Raw genomic sequence first — 18,039 nt, 5'->3', positions numbered from 1 at the left:
GTCCTTGTGCAACCCCAGGACGTGGTCGTGCCACGACGGTGGAGTGTCCTCGCCGCAGAACCAGCACTCCCGCACCACGCGTTCCCCTCCCCCGGCCGTCGCGCCGAACGGACCCTACCAACTAGCCGTCCGTGCCGCCCCGTTCGCTTCGTCGCGCAATCCTCGCGGCCTGGCCTTCGTGGATGTCGTTCACCCACTCCCAGCCGGGCTCGACCGAAGGCCCGAGCCTCGGATCGTCCGGAGCGCGGCCGTCCCTCAGCGCGTGCAGGTACTCCCGGTCCTGGTCGATCCGCACCCGGACCTGATCGGCCATGGCGACGGCTCCGTGCCCCGGCACGAGCACGTCGACGCCGTCCGCCACCTTCTCCAGCAGCCGTAGCCCGGTGAGATAGTCCTCAACCGGATGCTCCGTGTCGTCGAGCATCGGAACGAAGAGATCGGACAGCATGTCGCCGGCGACAAGCACCCCGCGATCCTCGACCAACAGCGCCGCGTGGCCCGGAGCATGAGCCGGATGTTCGATCACCCGTACGTCAGGCCCGTGCCACGGAATCAGCTCTGCTCCGGCGGGCAACCCCACGACGAGACCGAACAGATCCAACGGTGTCTCTTCGGCGATTTCCGGCGGCAGCCCCTCGGCGACACGAGCCTGCCACCCCTCTTCCGAGCGGAGCTCTCGCAGGTACGCCGAACAGCGGGCCGTGCCGTAACGCGGCGCACTGCCGAGTGCGGCGTGCCACAACGCGTGATCCCAGTCCGGATGTGTCGCGAAACCTGCCACGACGGGCTGGCCCAACTGGCGAAGGTCCTCCGCCAGGCAGACCATCTCGCCGGTCGTCAACCCGGGATCGACGACCAGCACACCAGCCACGCCCTGCACGACGACGGTGTTGTTCCGCAGCAACTCGCTCCGGTGCACCAGCACACCGTCCGCGACCGGTGTCAGCATGAGGTCTCCTCACATCAGCCCGCAAATTCCTGCCGAGACGGTAGCTCCGGACACTCGGGCAACGCAGGCCTTTGGACACCCCGGTTGCCCGGTGCGCGAACCCGGCCCCGGACACGGTGGTCCGGGGCCGGGTGTGGTGCGGGGCTGCGGTCGGGTCAGACGCTCGTCGTGTGGGCCTGGGCCGCCGCGCCGCCGAAGGGTGCCGAGACGCCGAGGCCGCCGGTGAGGGCGAACGGGCCGGACTCCGCGTGGAAGCCGGCGGCGAACGCGCCGTCGCCCGCGACGAGGGCCGCGCTCGCGGTGAGGCCGATGCCGCCGGACACCCGGTCCAGGTCCGCGTCGGAGATCTCGGCCGTTTCGACCTGGGGGACAGTGTTCATGGCAGGTCTGTTCCTTTCGGGGGAAGGGAGGGGAGCGGTGCGGCATGCAGGCCCGAGGCGTCCGGAGTGGGGGTCCGGTACAGGCCACCGGCGTGCCGCGCACCGATCAAAGCACGGGGGCGAACGGGTCACCATGGTCGAGCTGTTGGGCGCCACCGGCCGACGCCCCCGACTTCATCAGTGTGTGAATGCGGTCAGGGAAAGAGACCGGATCTTCACGCCATCCGCCGGGGTGCCGGGCTCCGCGGCGCCGCGACGCGCCTGGTCCGGCCGGTGTGCCGTCGGCACTCCCCGACCGTGCGACCGAGCGATGAACTCTGTGGAGATTCACGGGTTTTCCGGGACCGATCCCGGCGCCGGACCCCGGCCCTGGGGTGTGACACACCGGTTGTGGAATGATCCGGGCGCAGGTTCGCCGCCCCGGGCCGCGAGCCTTCGTCGAGCAGAGACTTGGTCGAGCAGAGACTTGAGGGAGCCATGATCCGCTGCACCGCATCCACCGAAGCCTTCGCGGGATGACGGACCGTCGGCCGGACCCGGCCACCGGTGACATACCGGCGGAGATCGGTCCCTACCGGCTGGAGCGGCTGCTGGGCGAGGGCGGGATGGGCCGCGTCTACCTCGGACGTACGCCCGCCGGGAGTGCCGTGGCCGTCAAGGTCGTCCACCGTGCGTACGCCGCCGACCCGGAGTTCCGCAAGCGGTTCGCGCTGGAGGTCGCGGCGGCCCGGCGCGTCCAGGGGCTCTACACCGTGCCCGTCGTCGCGGCGGACCTGGAGGCCGCGGAACCCTGGCTCGCCACGGCCTACGCCCCCGGGCCCTCCCTCCAGCAGGCCGTCGGCGAACGGGGGCCGCTGCCCGCCGACGAGGTGCTCGCGCTGACGGCCGGGGTCGCCGAGGCGCTGGAGACGATCCACGCCGCCGGGGTGATCCACCGGGACCTGAAGCCCTCCAACATCGTCCTCACCGCCGACGGACCCAAGGTCATCGACTTCGGCATCGCCCGTGCCGCGGACGTCACGGCCCTGACCGCCACGGGCATGCGTGCCGGAACGCCCTCCTACATGGCGCCCGAGTACATCCGGGGGCAGCAGGTCACCGAGGCCGGTGACGTCTTCGCGCTCGGTCTCGTCGCCCACTTCGCCGCGACCGGACGGCTCGCCTTCGGCGGCGGCAGCGACCCTTCAGTGGCGTACCGGATCCTGGAAGCGGCGCCGGACCTCGACGGCTGCCCCGCGTCCGTGCGCGGCGTCGTGGCCCGCTGCCTGGAGAAGGACCCGGCCCGGCGGCCGACGCCCGCCGAGATCGTCCGGCTCTGCGGCCGGGCCGCGCAGGGGGACTTCGACGACGGCCGCACGCCCACCGTCGTGTCCGCGCCCCCGGCGACCGGCCCGGACGCGCCCACCGCCACCGCCCCGGCGCGCACCCCGGCCCCGGACGCCGAGCCCGAGACCCCGTCCACCCCGCCGTACGCCGCCCTGCTCGGCGTCGTCGGTGCCATCGCGCTGGTCGTCGTCCTGGTCGTGACGCTGCTGCCCTGGTCGGGGAAGCCCCCGAAGAGCAAGCAGCCGTACCCCGTGGTCGCGGCGACCGACATCTTCGCCAAGGGGAGCACCGGCATCGCGTTCGGCCGGGACGGCAGGACGCTCGCCACCGGCGGCGAGGACGGCAGGATCAGGCTCTGGGACGTCACCACGCGCAAGGTGCGCGCCACCCTCACCGAGAAGGACTGGCGGGGGGAGCCGATGAGCATCCTCAACGTGACGTTCAGCGCCGACGGGAAGACGCTGGCCGCGAGGACCTACAACAGCCTGGTCGGCGTCTGGGACGTGCCGGGGCGACGGGAGATCCGCCGTATCGAGGAACACACCTACGCCCTCGCCCTCAGCCCCGACGGCAAGCGGATCGCCTTCGGCAACATCGTCGGCTCCGAGCTGTGGGACGTCGACAGCCGCAGCGAGGACGCGCGCGCCCACTTCACCCAGGAGGTGCGCATGATGGACGTGGCGTTCAGCCCCGACGGGAAGACCCTCGCCACCGTCGGCGACCCCTCCGGCAAGCGCAGGTTCCCGGACCACGAGCCGGTCAAGCTGTGGGACGTGACCCGGATCGACCCGAAGCCCTACGGACAGGGCGACCCCCGCCTCACCCTCGCCGTCGACGACGTCACCTACGCCGTCGCGTTCAGTCCCGACGGGAAGACCCTCGCCACCGGCGGACCGCGCAGCGACGTCCGGCTGTGGGACGTGGCCACCGGCCGCCTGAAGGCCACCCTCGCCAACGACCGCGCGGAGGCCCGGGACCTGGCGTTCAGCCCCGACGGCCGGAGCCTCGCCGTCACCGCCGACGGCGGGGTGTTGCTGTGGAACCTGGCCGACCGCAAACCGAGCGCCATCCTGTCCGACGACGACACCGGCTACGGCTACGACGAGATCCAGGAGCTGGCCTTCAGCCCCGACGGACGCCTCCTCGCCGGCACCACCCTCGGGGGCGTCGACGAACCCGACGAGGATTCCGACGCCCCGGACCAGTACGGCCCTCCGAACGACCCGAAGGCGAACCACGGCGTACGGCTGTGGAAGGTCCCGGCCAAGACCGCTCACTGAGCGGGCCCACCCCGTGCTTCCGGATCAGGCCACGGCGAGCCGGTCCACCAGCAGCTTCACCCGCTGCTCGGTTTCCTCCGGCGGCAGCCGTCCCGACCGGGTCAGGGTCGTCACCCCGTGCAGGGACGCCCAGAACACCTCGGTGAACAGCCCCGGTTCGACGCCGTCTCCGGCGACCTCGGCCAGGCTCTCCAGCAGCGCGGCGAAGGCGTCCTTCAGCGGCTCCGGGGTGTCCTCCCGTGCGTACGCCAGGCCGCCGTCGAGTTGGAAAATGGCGTCGTAGACCGCCGGGTTGCGTTCGGCGAAGGTCAGGTAGGCGCGGGCGAGGGCGTACACCCGGGCGCGCGGGCCGTCGGCGGCGGCGGTCGCGGCCCGCACCGCCGCGGCCATCTCGGTGGCGCCCTGGAGGGCGACGGCGCCGATGATCTCGCGTTTGCCGCGGAAGTGGCTGTAGAGGACGGGCTGGCTGTACTCGATGCGCTCGGCGAGCCGGCGGGTGGTGACCGCGTCCCAGCCCTGCTGCTCGGCGAGTTCACGGGCGGTCGCCACGATGAGGCGCTCGCGCTCCGTCCGTTCCCGTCGCTTGCGTTCCTGTACCGACATGATTCGATCCTAGCACTGCTAGACAATGGAGCGATGGTAGTACTAGCGTTGCCTCATCGGCTAGCAGCACTAGATGACGACTTCGAGCCACACCACTACGCGTTCATGGTCGGCGAGCAGGAGTTCGACGCCGCCCTCGCAGCAAGAAGGAGAAGCCGCATGTCGCTGAAGAACGTCAACACCGCCCTGGTCGCCGCCTGCGCCCTGTTCGTCCTCTACCTCGGGCTGTCCTTCATCCTGGCCCCAGAAGCGTCCACTCGAGGAGTCGGCCTGCCGGAGTGGCCCGCCGGCGACGGCGACGGCTTCCTCGTCATGAAGGGCACCCGCGAACTGGCGATGGGCCTGACCCTCGGCATCCTGCTGGTGACGGGCCACCGCCGCGCCCTGGGCTGGGTCCTGCTGACGGAGGCCGTCGCCCCGTTCGGCGACATGGTCAACGTCCTGGCCCACCACGGCTCCCTGGCCGCCGCGCTCGGTATCCACGGCCTGACCTCGGCGGTGATCGCGATCACCGGCCTGCTGACCCTCCGCGAAACCGGCAAGGCCCACAAGGCCCCCGCCCCGGCCCCCGCCCCGACGCCCGCCTCCGCGCAGCCCGCCTGACGTCTGTGCCCCGGACTACAGCACCGGCAGCGACTTCCGCAGTTCGAACGCCGTGACCTGGGACCGGTACTCCTCCCACTCCTGGCGCTTGTTGCGGAGGAAGAAGTCGAAGACGTGTTCGCCGAGGGTCTCGGCGACCAGGTCGCTGCGCTCCATCAGGGCGAGGGCCTCGCCCAGGTTCTGGGGGAGGGGCTCGATGCCCAGGGCGCGGCGCTCCGCGTCGGACAGGGCCCAGACGTCGTCCTCGGCGCCCGGCGGGAGTTCGTAGCCCTCCTCGATGCCCTTGAGACCGGCGGCGAGGAGGACCGCGTAGGTCAGGTACGGGTTGGCGCCGGAGTCGATGGAGCGGACCTCGACGCGGGCCGAGCCGGTCTTGCCGGGCTTGTACATCGGGACCCGGACCAGGGCCGAGCGGTTGTTGTGGCCCCAGCAGATGTAGGAGGGGGCCTCGCCGCCCGCGCCGGCGGTGCGCTCGGTGCCGCCCCAGATGCGCTTGTAGGAGTTCACCCACTGGTTGGTGACCGCGGAGATCTCGGCGGCGTGGCGGAGCAGGCCCGCGATGAAGGAGCGCCCCACCTTGGAGAGCTGGTACTCCGCGCCGGACTCGTAGAACGCGTTGCGGTCGCCCTCGAAGAGGGAGAGGTGGGTGTGCATGCCCGAGCCCGGGAACTCCGAGAACGGCTTCGGCATGAAGGTGGCCTGGAGACCCTGTTCGAGGGCCACCTGCTTCATGACCAGGCGGAAGGTCATGACGTTGTCGGCCGTGGAGAGCGCGTCCGCGTAGCGCAGGTCGATCTCCTGCTGGCCGGGGGCGCCCTCGTGGTGGGAGAACTCCACCGAGATGCCCATCGACTCCAGCATGGTGATCGCCTGGCGGCGGAAGTCCATGCCGATGTTCTGCGGGGTGTGGTCGAAGTAGCCGGAGTTGTCGGCGGGGGTCGGGACCGAGCCGTCGACCGGCTTGTCCTTCAGCAGGAAGAACTCGATCTCGGGGTGGGTGTAGAAGGTGAAGCCCAGGTCGGAGGTGCGGGCCAGGGCGCGCTTGAGGACGTAGCGCGGGTCCGCGAAGGACGGCGAGCCGTCCGGCATCAGGATGTCGCAGAACATGCGGGCCGTGCCGGGGGCCTCCGCGCGCCAGGGCAGGACCTGGAAGGTCGACGGGTCCGGCTTGGCGATCATGTCGGACTCGTAGACCCGGGCGAAGCCCTCGATCGCGGAGCCGTCGAAGCCGATGCCCTCGTCGAAGGCCTGCTCCAGCTCGGCCGGGGCCACGGCGACGGACTTGAGGAAGCCCAGCACGTCCGTGAACCACAGGCGTACGAACCGGATGTCGCGCTCCTCCAGCGTCCGGATCACGAACTCCTGCTGCTTGTCCATCTTCCGCTTCCCCATCCTTGCTGGTCAGGCCGCCTGTCTCCGGTACGGCGGGAGGCGGTCGGGCACTTGAGCATCACACCACAGCGCCGTTACGTATGCGTTGCGGACCTCCGTCGGCCGGCCCACCCCGTGACCGCAGCGTAGAGGCCACCTGTTCGATCGGGCCATTCCGGGGATCCGGCCGGGACGGATCCTGTGCCCGCCCTACGAAGGACGGGCCCCGCGCCATTACGATCAGCGGACCTCACGGTCGTCCGTTCCCCAGATTCCTTCCCAGAAGGGCAACACCCCATGGGTTCCGCCAAGAAGAGCAGCAACACGGCGCGACAGGCCCGCATAGCCGAGATGCGGCGTGCCGAGGAGGCCCGCAACCGCCGGAACCGGATCCTCACGATCACGCTCAGCACCGTGGTCGTCGCCGGTCTCGTCGTCGGCGGCGTCTTCCTCGTCCGGTCGCAGTCCGACGACTCCTCCGGCGACACGGCGTCCGACGGCAAGACCTCCGGCAAGTTCGAGACCGGCGCGGACGGCGTACGGACCTGGAAGGGCGACCTGGGGCGCAACCACGTCACCAAGAAGGTGACCTACCCGGTCGAGCCCCCCGTCGGCGGCGACCACAACCAGGTCTGGATGAACTGCAACGGCGACGTCTACACCAAGCCGCTGAACAACGAGAACGCCGTGCACTCCCTGGAGCACGGCGCCGTCTGGGTGACGTACACCGACCAGGCACCCAAGGCCGACGTCGAGAAGCTGGCCGCCAAGGTCAAGAAGACGCCGTACTCGCTGATGAGCCCCGACGACAAGCAGAAGGACCCGATCGTGCTGTCCGCGTGGGGGCACCAGCGCACGGTGACCGGCGCCGACGACCCGAACGTGGACAAGTTCTTCGAGAAGTTCGTCCAGGGGCAGCAGACCCCCGAGCCGGGGGCCGCGTGCACCAACGGACTGTCCCAGTGACCGCGAAACGGGCCGGCTGGATCGCGGGGGCCGCGGCCGCCGTGCTCGTCGCGGCCGGCGGGATCACCTACGCGGTCGCCGGGGACGACGGCGGGAGCAAGACCCCGGCCGCCGACTCCGCGGACGCCGGGTTCGCGCGGGACATGTCGGTCCACCACCAGCAGGCCGTGGAGATGTCGTACATCGTGCGCGACCGCACCGGCGACGAGGAGGTGCGGCGGCTCGCGTACGACATCGCGCAGACCCAGGCCAACCAGCGCGGCATGATGATCGGCTGGCTCGACCTGTGGGCGCTGCCCAAGGTGTCGTCCGACCCGCCGATGACCTGGATGGGCATGGGCGACGCGCCCTTGGCCGGTGAGGGTTCGCTGATGCCGGGGATGGCCACCGACGCCGAGATGGAGAAGCTCGGGACGCTGGACGGCAAGCAGGCCGAGGTCTACTACCTCCAGCTGATGACCGAGCACCACAAGGGCGGCGTCCACATGGCCAAGGGGTGCGTCGAGAGGTGCACCGTCGGCGTGGAGAAGCGGCTGGCCCGGGGAATGGTGGAGTCCCAGGAGTCGGAGATCCGGCTGATGGCCGACCTGCTGGCCGAGCGGGGCGCGAAGCCGCGGAGCTGAGACGGCGCGCGTGAGGTCTCGGACATCAGGCGGTAACACATCCGTCGCCCCATTGCGTCGTTCTGACGATTACAGTGGGGCCCGTGCCCCGACTACGACTCGCCCTCAACCAGATCGACTCCACCGTCGGCGACATCGACGGCAACGCCGAGTCGGTCCTGCGCTGGACCCGGCACTCGGCCGGGCAGGGAGCGCACCTGGTGGCGTTCCCGGAGATGATGCTGACCGGGTACCCGGTGGAGGACCTGGCCCTCAGACCGTCCTTCGTCGAGGCCTCCCGCGCCGCCCTGCGCTCCCTCGCGGCGCGGCTGGCGGACGAGGGTCTAGGCGGGGTCCCCGTGGTCGTCGGCTACCTCGACCGCTCGGCGACCGCCCGGCCGAGGTACGGCCAGCCCGCCGGCGCCCCGCAGAACGCGGCGGCCGTGCTGCACGGCGGCGAGGTGGCGCTGAGCCTCGCCAAGCACCACCTGCCGAACTACGGCGTCTTCGACGAGTTCCGCTACTTCGTGCCCGGCGACACCCTGCCCGTGGTGCGGGTGCGCGGCGTGGACGTGGCGCTGGCCGTCTGCGAGGACCTGTGGCAGGACGGCGGCCGGGTGCCGGCCGCCCGCTCGGCGCGGGCCGGGCTGCTGCTCTCCGTCAACGCCTCCCCGTACGAGCGGGACAAGGACGACACCCGGCTGGAGCTGGTGCGCAAACGCGCCCAGGAGGCCGGGTGCACCACCGCCTACCTCGCCATGACCGGCGGGCAGGACGAGCTGGTCTTCGACGGCGACTCGATCGTCGTCGACCGGGACGGGACGGTGCTGGCCCGGGCGCCGCAGTTCACCGAGGGCTGCGTGGTGCTGGACCTCGACCTGCCGGCCGCCGGGACGGGTGCCGAGGCGCCCACCGGCGTCGTGGACGACGGACTGCGCATCGACCGGGTGGTGCTCTCCGAAGCGCGGGAGGCGGCGGACACGGTGCCCGCCGGTGAGCCGTGGCTGTCCGGCGGGCACGCCGAGCCGCTGGACGACGACGAGGAGGTCTACTCGGCGCTCGTCACCGGCCTGCGCGCGTACGTCACGAAGAACGGCTTCCGCTCGGTGCTGATCGGGCTGTCCGGCGGCATCGACTCCGCGCTGGTCGCGTCGATCGCCTGCGACGCGCTCGGCGCCGAGCACGTGTACGGCGTCTCGATGCCCTCGAAGTACTCCTCCGGGCACTCCAGGGACGACGCGGCCGAGCTGGCCCGGCGCACCGGTCTCAACCACCGCACCGTGTCCATCGAGCCGATGTTCGACGCGTACACGGGCGCGCTGGAGCTGACCGGCCTGGCGGAGGAGAACCTCCAGTCCCGCCTGCGCGGCACGCTGCTGATGGCGCTCTCCAACCAGGAGGGCCACCTCGTACTGGCCCCCGGCAACAAGTCGGAGCTGGCGGTCGGCTACTCGACGCTGTACGGCGACTCGGTGGGCGCCTACGGACCCATCAAGGACGTGTACAAGACGTCGGTCTTCCGGCTCGCCGAGTGGCGCAACCGCGCGGCCCGGGACCGCGGCCGGACCCCGCCGATCCCGGAGAACTCGATCACCAAGCCGCCGAGCGCGGAGCTGCGCCCCGGCCAGGTCGACACGGACTCGCTGCCGGACTACCCGGTGCTGGACGCGATCCTCGCCCGGTACGTCGACCGGGACCGGGGCGCGGACGAGATCGTGGCCGCCGGGTACGACCGGGAGCTGGTGACGCGGACGCTGCGCATGGTGGACACCGCCGAGTACAAGCGGCGGCAGTACCCGCCGGGCACCAAGATCTCGCCCAAGGGCTTCGGCAAGGACCGCCGCCTGCCGGTCACCAACCGCTGGCGGGAGCGCGGCTGAGGCGACCGGCCGGGGCGGCGGGGCCGGTCAGCCCTCGCGCTTGAGGTCGGCCAGCACCTTGTGCAGCGGCTCCGCCACCCGGCGCCGGTACTCCTGGATCGCCCAGCCGTTGCCGTCCGGGTCCTTGAAGTACATGAAGGTGGCGCCGTCGTCCGGGGCGTACTGCACCGGCTCCGAGACCTCCAGACCCCGGGCGGTCAGCTCCGCGTGGGCCGCCTTGATGTCGGCGACGCAGAGCTGGAGGCCCTGGTACGAGCCCGGTTCCGGCCGGGTCTGCCCCTGGGCCATGTCCCAGATGGCGTCGCCGAGGGCGACCGAACAGCCGGAGCCCGGGGGCGTCAGCTGGACGATCCGCATGCCCGGCATGACCTCCTGGTCGATGTCGACGTGGAAGCCGACCTTGTCCCGGTAGAAGTCCCGGGCACGGTCGATGTCGCTGACGGGGAGCGGGATGACTTCGAGCGTGAAGTCCATGGCGTGACTCCTTCGGCTTTCGTCGATCGCGGGTGTCGGTACCGGCGGGTGTCAGTAGTGGTAGCGCGCCTGGACGATGACCAGCAGGTCATCGGTGGGCTTGTACACAAGACGGTGCGTGTCGTCGATGCGCCGTGACCAGTAGCCGGACAGGTCGCCCTTGAGCGGCTCCGGCTTGCCGATGCCCTTGAACGGGTCACGGGCGATGTCGGCGATCAGTCTGTTGATCCGCTTGGTCACCTTCCGGTCGCTCTCGGCCCAGTGGACGTAGTCCTCCCAGCCGTGGGACGTGAAAGTGATCCTCACGCCCGCTCCGCGTCCGGGTCGATCAGCTCACGCTGCCGCGCGTCGCCCGCCTCGGCCTCCGCGATGGAGTCGAGCAGACGGCGGGCGTTCCGCGGCGAGCGCAGGAGATGCACCGTCTCCGTCCACGCCGTGAAGTCCTCCTCGGACATGAGCACGGCGTTCCCCTTGCGGGAGGTGATGTGCACCGGGGCGTGGTCCTCGTTGACCTGCTCTATCAGCGGGAACAGATTCTGACGGGCTTCGCTGGCGGTGATGGACATACCAGTGCCTCCCTTCCTCGGCTGGTACAAGATATCGTACGAGTCTGGGACGGTCCACCGGAAAGCGGGAGCGCTACGTCCCGGCGCCCGCACGCCGTTCCCCGGCTACGCTCAGCCCGTACGACCTTGATCCCACCCGGGCCCACGTGCCCCACTGTCCGACAGGAGGCCGAGATGACGGCGCCGGGGCGCAGGAGCAGTACCTTCACGCGACTGCTGCGGCACGGTTTCACCGATCCCTCGGCCGCCGAACGGCTGCTTGACGGGGCCGAGCTGGCCGAGCTGCGCGCCGATCCTGTCCTGCTGGAGGCGCTGGGCGCCACCGCCGACCCGGACCTCGCCCTGCACGGACTGGTACGGCTCCTGGAGGCGCAGCCCGACGCCACCGCCCGCCAGGAGCTGCTGGACACCCTGATAGCGGCCAAGCCGCTGCGCGACCGTCTCCTCGGTGTGCTCGGCGCCTCCGAGGCGCTCGCCGACCACCTCGCCCGGCACGCCGGGGACTGGCAGGCCCTCGTCACGTACGAGCCGCGCGACCTGCACCCCGGCGTCGAGGAGTTCGAGCGGGGGCTCGCCGAAGCCACCGACCCGGTGTCCCTGCGCGTCGCCTACCGGCGCTGCCTGCTGTCCATCGCCGCCCGCGACGTCTGCGGCACCATCGACGTCGCCGAGACCGCCGCCGAGCTGGCCGACCTCGCCACCGCCACCCTGCGCGCCGCCCTGGCCCTCGCCGAGGCCGCCGCGCCCGAGGACGCCGCGCGGTGCAGGCTCGCGGTGATCGCGATGGGCAAGTGCGGCGGACACGAGCTGAACTACGTCTCCGACGTCGACGTCATCTTCGTCGGGGAGGCGGCGGACACGGGCCCCGACGCCGACGAGGCCAAGGCCATGCGGGCCGCGACCTCGCTCGCCGCGCACATGATGCGGATCTGCTCCGAGACCACCGTCGAGGGCTCCATCTGGCCCGTCGACGCCAACCTCCGCCCCGAGGGCCGCAACGGCCCCCTGGTGCGCACCCTCAGCAGCCACGTCGCCTACTACCAGCGCTGGGCCAAGACCTGGGAGTTCCAGGCGCTGCTCAAGGCCCGCCCGGTGGCCGGCGACCCCGGGCTCGGCGCCGAGTACGTCGCCGCCCTCCAGCCCCTGGTGTGGCAGGCCGCCGACCGCGAGAACTTCGTCCCGGACGTGCAGAAGATGCGCCGCCGGGTGGTGGAGAACATCCCCGTCACCGAGGTCGACCGGCAGCTCAAGCTCGGGCCCGGCGGCCTCAGGGACGTCGAGTTCGCCGTGCAGCTCCTCCAGCTGGTGCACGGACGGGCGGACACCTCCCTGCACAGCGGCACGACCCTGGACGCCCTGGCGGCCCTCGCCGCGGGCGGCTACGTCGGCCGCACCGACGCCGCGCAGCTCGACGAGGCGTACCGCTTCCTGCGCTCCATGGAGCACCGCATCCAGCTGCACCGGCTGCGCCGCACCCACCTCGTGCCCGAGGACGAGGCCGACCTGCGCCGCATGGGGCGCTCCCTGGGCCTGCGCAACGACCCGGTGACCGGGCTGCTGCGTGCCTGGAAGCGGCACGCGGCCGTCGTCCGCCGGCTGCACGAGAAGCTGTTCTACCGGCCGCTGCTCGACGCCGTCGCCCAGCTCGCCCCCGGCGAGGCCCGGCTCAGCCCCGAGGCCGCCCGGGAACGCCTGGTCGCCCTCGGCTACGCCGACCCGGCCGCCGCCCTGCGGCACCTGGAGGCGCTGGCGTCCGGCGTCACCCGCAAGGCGGCCATCCAGCGCACCCTGCTGCCCGTGCTGCTCGGCTGGTTCGCCGACTCGGCCGACCCGGACACCGGGCTGCTCAACTTCCGCAAGGTCTCCGACGCGCTCGGCACCACCCCCTGGTACCTCAGACTGCTGCGCGACGAGGGCGCTGCCGCCGAGAACCTCGCCCGGGTGCTCTCCGCCGGGCGGCTCGCCCCCGACCTGCTGATGCGGGCCCCGGAGGCCGTCGCGCTGCTCGGCGACGGCGTCGCCGGGGGACTGCGGCCGCGCGGCCGGGCCCAGCTGGAGCAGGAGACCCTCGCCGCGGTCCGCCGCGCCGACGACGCCGTACAGGCCGTCACCGCGGTGCGCGGCGTACGGCGCCGGGAGCTGTTCCGCACGGCCGCGGCCGACATCGTCGGCTCCTACGGCACCGAGGCCCAGCCCGTCGAGGCCGACCAGGGCGCCCTGGTGGACCTGGTCGGCGGCGCGGTGTCCGACCTGACGGCGGCGACGCTCGCGGGCACGCTGCGGGCGGTCGTGCGCGACAAGTGGGGCGACGTCCTGCCGACCCGGTTCGCGATCATCGGCATGGGCCGCTTCGGCGGACACGAGCTGGGCTACGGCTCGGACGCGGACGTGCTCTTCGTGCACGAGCCCCGCGAGGGGGTGGACGAGCGGGAGGCGGGCGACGCCGCCAACAAGGTCGTCTCCGAGATGCGCCGCCTGCTCCAGGTGCCGAGCGCCGACCCGCCGCTGCTGATCGACGCCGACCTGCGGCCCGAGGGCAGGTCGGGGCCGCTGGTGCGGACCCTGAAGTCCTACGAGGCGTACTACCGGCGCTGGTCGCTGGGGTGGGAGTCGCACGCCCTGCTGCGGGCCGAGTTCGTCGCCGGGGACGAGGAGCTGGGGCGGCGCTTCATCGAGCTGATCGACCCCCTGCGGTACCCGGCGGGCGGACTGGAGGAGGACGCCGTAAGGGAGATCCGGCGGCTCAAGGCCCGTATGGAGTCCGAGCGGCTGCCGCGCGGTGCCGACCCCAAGCTGCACGCCAAACTGGGGCCGGGCGGCCTCTCCGACGTGGAGTGGACCGTGCAGCTGTTCCAGTTGCGGCACGGGCACGAGATCGCCGGGCTGCGGACCACCGGGACGCGCGCGGCGCTGGCCGCCGCCATGGACGCCGGGCTGGTCTCGGAGGAGAACACCGCCACCCTCGACGAGGCGTGGGTGCTGGCGACCCGGGTCCGCAACGCGGTGATGCTGGTCCGCGGCCGGGCCGGCGACACCTTCCCCACCGACCCGCGCGAGCTGGCGGCCGTCGGCCGCTACCTGGGCCACGGCTCGGGCCACGCAGGCGACATGCTCGACGAATACCGCCGCACGGCCCGCCGGGCTCGCACGGTGGTGGAGGACCTGTTCTACACGTGAGGCCGCTTAGCTGCGGGCAGTCGTGCCTCCCCCAGTGCCTGAACGGCCTGGGAGGTACCCCCAGGCGGCACGGGTGGGCGCAGCGGCACCCCGCCACGCCGGGCTGCGCACCCACCCCCGGCCACACTCGCCCCGGGCACCCCTCAGGCCCGCCCCGGCAACCACACCCTCCGCCGCCGCGCAGCGACCGGCACCACCCGGGGCAACCGGTACGGCAACCGCCCGTACCAGACGTACGCCACCCCGTACCCGAAGGCCAGACACGCCAGCCCCCCCACCGCGTCCAGCCAGAAGTGGTTCGCCGTCGCCACGATCACCACCAGCGTGAGCGCCGGATACACCAGCCCCAGCACCCGCACCCACGGCACCGACGCCAGCGCGAAGATCGTCAGCCCGCACCACACCGACCACCCGATGTGCATCGACGGCATCGCGGCGTACTGGTTGGACATGTTCTTCAGGTCCCCCGACGCCATCGACCCCCAGGTCTGGTGGACCATCACCGTGTCGACGAAGTGCCCGCCGTTCATCAGCCGGGGCGGGGCGAGCGGGTACAGGTAGTAGCCGACGAGGGCGACACCCGTGGTCGCGAAGAGCACCAGCCGGGTCGCCGCGTAACGGCCGGGATGACTGCGGAAGAGCCACACCAGGACACCCAGAGTCACCACGAAGTGCAGCGTGGCGTAGTAGTAGTTCATGCCCACGACCAGCCAAGTCACCGAGTCGACGGCGTGGTTGACGGATTCCTCGACGGCGATGCCCAGTTGCTGCTCGACGCGCCAGATCCAGTCGGCGTTGCGCAGGGCCGCGGTCCGCTGTTCCGGCACCGCGTTGCGGACGAGGGAGTAGGTCCAGTAGCTGACCGCGATCAGCAGGATCTCGAACCACAGGCGCGGTCGGCGCGGGGTGCGGAGCCGGGACAGGAGGCTCTTCCCCGTCGTCCCAGTGACGGGGTGTGGAACGCTGTGCTCCAGGCGTTCCCGAATCCTCACGGTCGCGTCACCCATAGGCATGAAGTCTGCCAGAAAAGCCTTCTTCCACCGATCATCCCTCAGGTGGATCCGACCCGCATCCGCCCCGGAGCCGGCACCCCCGCGGGGATCAGGGGCGGCCGCGCTCGCCCGGCGCCGACGCCGTCGAGCCGCGCACCACCAGCTCCGGCATGAACACGAACTCGCTGTGCGGCGCGGGCGTCCCGCCGATCTCCTCGAGGAGCGTGCGCACCGCCGCCTGACCCATCGCCGGGACCGGCTTGCGGACCGTGGTGAGCGGCGGGTCGGTGAAGGCGATCAGCGGCGAGTCGTCGAAGCCGACGACGGAGACGTCCTTGGGCACGTCCAGGCCCAGCTGCCGGGCCGCGCGTATCGCGCCCAGCGCCATCATGTCGCTGGCGCAGACCACCGCCGTGCAGTCCCGCCCGATGAGCGCGGAGGCCGCCGCCTGGCCGCCCTCCAGGGTGTACAGCGAGTGCTGGACCAGCTCCTTCTCCACCGTCTCGGCACTCAGCCCCAACTGGTCCTGGACGGTGCGCACGAAGCCCTCGATCTTGCGCTGCACCGGCACGAACCGCTTCGGCCCGAGGGCCAGTCCGATCCGGGTGTGGCCGAGCGAGACGAGGTGGGTGACGGCGAGGCTCATCGCGGCCCGGTCGTCGGGGGAGATGAACGGCGCCTGCACCTGCGACGAGAAGCCGTCGACCAGGACGAAGGGCACGCCCTGCGCGCGCAGCCGCTCGTAGCGCTGCATGTCGGCGGTGGTGTCGGCGTGCAGCCCCGAGACGTAGATGATGCCGGCCACCCCGCGGTCGACCAGCATCTCGGTCAGCTCGTCCTCCGTGGAGCCGCCCGGCGTCTGGGTGGCGAGGACCGGCGTGTAGCCCTGGCGGGTCAGTGCCTGCCCGATGACCTGGGCCAGGGCAGGGAATATCGGGTTCTCCAGCTCCGGGGTGATCAGGCCCACCAGGCCCTCGCTGCGCTGCCGCAGCCGCACGGGGCGCTCGTAGCCCAGCACGTCGAGGGCGGCGAGCACGGACTGGCGGGTGGTGGCGGCGACGCCCGGCTTCCCGTTGAGGACGCGGCTGACGGTCGCTTCGCTCACCCCCGCCTGGGCGGCGATGTCGGCAAGCCGTGTGGTCACAGGGGTGGACTGTACCTGTCGACCGCTGCCTTGCACACCGATCGGGCGCCGTGGGCGGCCGGTTGGACGGCCCGTCGGACGGCCCGGCGCGGGCTGCTGCGTCATCGCGCTCCCTCGAGAAAGTGGCGGCAAGAGCTTGCAGAGTCTTGCACAACCCGCCCGATACCGCTCGGGCCCCGTAAACAAGCGTCTCATGACGGTCGCCGAGAGGTCACGCCCGGATAACTTCGGAGATCTCTTGCACATTTTTGCAGCAAGACCTTTCGCCGGGCTTTCAACGCTGTTACGTTCACGTCGCCCGACGGCAGCAACGAAGCGGTCGGCGGTCGGCAGGAGCGGCGGACGGGCCCGCACCCTGCACCACACGGGCTTTCACCCTCAAGGAGAACTCATGCGGCGTGGCATAGCGGCCACCGCGCTGGTGGCGTCCCTCGCCCTGGCGGCGACGGCGTGCGGCGGAGACGACGGCGGCGACAGCGAGTCCGGCGGACCGGTCACCATCACTTACTGGGACACCTCCAACGCGACCAACGAGGCGCCGACCTACAAGGCCCTGGTCAAGGAGTTCGAGGCCGCCAACAAGGGCGTCAAGGTCAACTTCGTCAACGTGCCCTTCGACCAGGCGCAGAACAAGTTCGACACCGCCGCGGGCTCCAAGGGCGCCCCGGACGTGCTGCGCTCCGAGGTCGGCTGGACGCCCGCCTTCGCCAAGAAGGGCTTCTTCCTGCCGCTGGACGGCACCGCGGCCCTCGCCGAGCAGGACAAGTTCCAGCCCAACCTGATCGAGCAGGCCAAGTACGAGGGCAAGACCTACGGTGTCCCGCTGGTCACCGACACCCTCGCCTTCGTCTACAACAAGGCGCTCTTCGAGAAGGCCGGCGTCGAGGCCCCCAAGACCTGGGACGACCTGAAGAAGGCCGCCGCCACCATCAAGGACAAGACCGGCGTCGACGGCTACTGGGCCTCCACGGCCGGCTACTACGCGCAGCCGTTCCTGTACGGCGAGGGCACCGACACGGTCGACGCCGACGCCAAGAAGGTCACCGTCGACTCCGCCGAGGCGAAGAAGGGCTACGGCACCTGGCTGAGCCTCTTCAACGGCAAGGGCCTGCACAAGGCCGACACCACCGCGGACGCCTACGCCCACATCCAGGAGGCGTTCGTCAGCGGCAAGGTCGCCTCGATCATCCAGGGCCCGTGGGAGATCACCAACTTCTACAAGGGCACGGCGTTCAAGGACAAGGCCAACCTCGGCATCGCCACCGTCCCGGCCGGCTCCACCGGCAAGGCGGGCGCCCCGACCGGCGGCCACAACCTGTCGGTGTACGCCGGTTCGGACAAGGCCCACCAGGAGGCGGCGCTGAAGTTCGTGAACTTCATGACCTCGGCGAAGTCCCAGGAGACCGTCGCCCTGAAGAACTCGACGCTGCCGACCCGCGACGACGCCTACACCGCCAAGGTCAAGGCCGACCCGGGCATCGCCGGCTTCCAGACGGTCCTGCCCGCCGCCCAGCCGCGCCCGGCGCTGCCCGAGTACAGCTCCCTGTGGACGCCGCTGGACGACGAGCTGCCGCAGATCGCCGGCGGCAAGAAGTCCCTGGACGAGGGGCTGGGCGACGCCGAGACCGCGATCGCCAAGCTGGTGCCGGACTTCAGCAAGTAGCAGCACCCGACCGCCGGGCCCCCGCTGTGGGGGGAGGGGCCCGGCGGTCACCGGCCGTGCGCC

General features: G+C 71.4%; 16 protein-coding genes. 7 read left to right on the top strand and 9 right to left on the bottom strand.

Going from position 1 to position 18,039, the window contains the following annotated elements:
• Positions 1 to 121: 121 nt before the first annotated feature.
• On the bottom strand, positions 122 to 949 hold the full coding sequence (locus ACZ7MF_RS34875) for an MBL fold metallo-hydrolase (protein ID WP_471482192.1): 828 nt from the start codon (positions 947 to 949) through the stop codon (positions 122 to 124).
• A gap of 155 nt (positions 950 to 1,104) precedes the next feature.
• Positions 1,105 to 1,329 (bottom strand): hypothetical protein, encoded by a 225-nt coding sequence (locus tag ACZ7MF_RS34870; protein ID WP_471482191.1) that lies wholly within the window; start codon positions 1,327 to 1,329, stop codon positions 1,105 to 1,107.
• A gap of 515 nt (positions 1,330 to 1,844) precedes the next feature.
• Here ACZ7MF_RS34870 and ACZ7MF_RS34865 point away from each other — a divergent pair.
• Positions 1,845 to 3,935, top strand: a complete 2,091-nt coding sequence (locus tag ACZ7MF_RS34865) for a WD40 repeat domain-containing serine/threonine protein kinase (RefSeq protein WP_471482190.1) — start codon at positions 1,845 to 1,847, stop codon at positions 3,933 to 3,935.
• A 24-nt stretch (positions 3,936 to 3,959) separates the two neighbouring features.
• Here ACZ7MF_RS34865 and ACZ7MF_RS34860 read toward each other — a convergent pair whose 3' ends face one another.
• Positions 3,960 to 4,538, bottom strand: a complete 579-nt coding sequence (locus tag ACZ7MF_RS34860; protein ID WP_471482189.1) for a TetR/AcrR family transcriptional regulator — start codon at positions 4,536 to 4,538, stop codon at positions 3,960 to 3,962.
• A 159-nt stretch (positions 4,539 to 4,697) separates the two neighbouring features.
• Between ACZ7MF_RS34860 and ACZ7MF_RS34855 the strand changes: the two genes are divergently transcribed.
• Positions 4,698 to 5,141 carry a DUF4267 domain-containing protein gene (locus tag ACZ7MF_RS34855; protein WP_471482188.1) on the top strand — a complete coding sequence of 148 codons (444 nt, stop codon included), beginning with the start codon at positions 4,698 to 4,700 and terminating at the stop codon, positions 5,139 to 5,141.
• Positions 5,142 to 5,156: 15 nt separating this feature from the next.
• Here the strand turns inward: ACZ7MF_RS34855 and glnA are convergent, their stop codons facing one another.
• Positions 5,157 to 6,518, bottom strand: a complete 1,362-nt coding sequence (gene glnA / locus ACZ7MF_RS34850) for a type I glutamate--ammonia ligase (RefSeq protein WP_087812139.1) — start codon at positions 6,516 to 6,518, stop codon at positions 5,157 to 5,159.
• Positions 6,519 to 6,809: 291 nt separating this feature from the next.
• On the opposite strand from glnA, the gene ACZ7MF_RS34845 reads away from it, so the two are divergent.
• From ACZ7MF_RS34845 to ACZ7MF_RS34835, 3 genes are all read left to right on the top strand, one after another.
• Positions 6,810 to 7,478: a DUF3105 domain-containing protein gene (locus tag ACZ7MF_RS34845; RefSeq protein ID WP_471482187.1), complete on the top strand. Its 669-nt coding sequence runs from the start codon at positions 6,810 to 6,812 to the stop codon at positions 7,476 to 7,478.
• On the top strand, positions 7,475 to 8,101 hold the full coding sequence (locus tag ACZ7MF_RS34840; protein WP_471482186.1) for a DUF305 domain-containing protein: 627 nt from the start codon (positions 7,475 to 7,477) through the stop codon (positions 8,099 to 8,101). Before ACZ7MF_RS34845 ends, ACZ7MF_RS34840 begins: the two co-directional genes overlap by 4 nt.
• An 83-nt stretch (positions 8,102 to 8,184) precedes the next feature.
• Positions 8,185 to 9,960 carry an NAD+ synthase gene (locus ACZ7MF_RS34835; protein ID WP_471482185.1) on the top strand — a complete coding sequence of 592 codons (1,776 nt, stop codon included), beginning with the start codon at positions 8,185 to 8,187 and terminating at the stop codon, positions 9,958 to 9,960.
• 27 nt (positions 9,961 to 9,987) lie between these two features.
• Here ACZ7MF_RS34835 and ACZ7MF_RS34830 read toward each other — a convergent pair whose 3' ends face one another.
• The 3 genes from ACZ7MF_RS34830 to ACZ7MF_RS34820 are packed head-to-tail and all read right to left on the bottom strand — an operon-like array spanning position 9,988 to position 11,000.
• Positions 9,988 to 10,434, bottom strand: a complete 447-nt coding sequence (locus ACZ7MF_RS34830) for a VOC family protein (RefSeq protein WP_164413669.1) — start codon at positions 10,432 to 10,434, stop codon at positions 9,988 to 9,990.
• A gap of 51 nt (positions 10,435 to 10,485) precedes the next feature.
• Positions 10,486 to 10,740 carry a Txe/YoeB family addiction module toxin gene (locus tag ACZ7MF_RS34825; protein ID WP_030189135.1) on the bottom strand — a complete coding sequence of 85 codons (255 nt, stop codon included), beginning with the start codon at positions 10,738 to 10,740 and terminating at the stop codon, positions 10,486 to 10,488.
• Positions 10,737 to 11,000 carry a type II toxin-antitoxin system Phd/YefM family antitoxin gene (locus ACZ7MF_RS34820; RefSeq protein ID WP_052839935.1) on the bottom strand — a complete coding sequence of 88 codons (264 nt, stop codon included), beginning with the start codon at positions 10,998 to 11,000 and terminating at the stop codon, positions 10,737 to 10,739. Before ACZ7MF_RS34820 ends, ACZ7MF_RS34825 begins: the two co-directional genes overlap by 4 nt.
• 174 nt (positions 11,001 to 11,174) lie before the next feature.
• Here ACZ7MF_RS34820 and ACZ7MF_RS34815 point away from each other — a divergent pair, with 174 nt between their 5' ends.
• Positions 11,175 to 14,177: a bifunctional [glutamine synthetase] adenylyltransferase/[glutamine synthetase]-adenylyl-L-tyrosine phosphorylase gene (locus ACZ7MF_RS34815; RefSeq protein WP_471482184.1), complete on the top strand. Its 3,003-nt coding sequence runs from the start codon at positions 11,175 to 11,177 to the stop codon at positions 14,175 to 14,177.
• A 143-nt stretch (positions 14,178 to 14,320) separates the two neighbouring features.
• On the opposite strand, the gene ACZ7MF_RS34810 is transcribed toward ACZ7MF_RS34815, so the two are convergent.
• Complete coding sequence (locus ACZ7MF_RS34810; RefSeq protein ID WP_471482183.1) at positions 14,321 to 15,184, bottom strand: phosphatase PAP2 family protein; 864 nt, start codon at positions 15,182 to 15,184, stop codon at positions 14,321 to 14,323.
• 94 nt (positions 15,185 to 15,278) lie between these two features.
• Positions 15,279 to 16,313, bottom strand: coding sequence for a LacI family DNA-binding transcriptional regulator (locus tag ACZ7MF_RS34805; protein WP_003976582.1), 1,035 nt, complete (start codon positions 16,311 to 16,313; stop codon positions 15,279 to 15,281).
• A gap of 391 nt (positions 16,314 to 16,704) precedes the next feature.
• On the opposite strand from ACZ7MF_RS34805, the gene ACZ7MF_RS34800 reads away from it, so the two are divergent.
• A complete protein-coding gene (locus ACZ7MF_RS34800) occupies positions 16,705 to 17,976 on the top strand; it encodes an extracellular solute-binding protein (RefSeq protein ID WP_471482182.1) in 1,272 nt (423 codons plus the stop codon).
• Positions 17,977 to 18,039 lie beyond the last annotated feature (63 nt).

This window comes from Streptomyces sp. NPDC111628, from assembly GCF_055635195.1.
The sequence above is the reverse complement of the archived record's forward strand: the minus strand, read 5'-3'. Positions and strand labels throughout refer to the sequence as shown.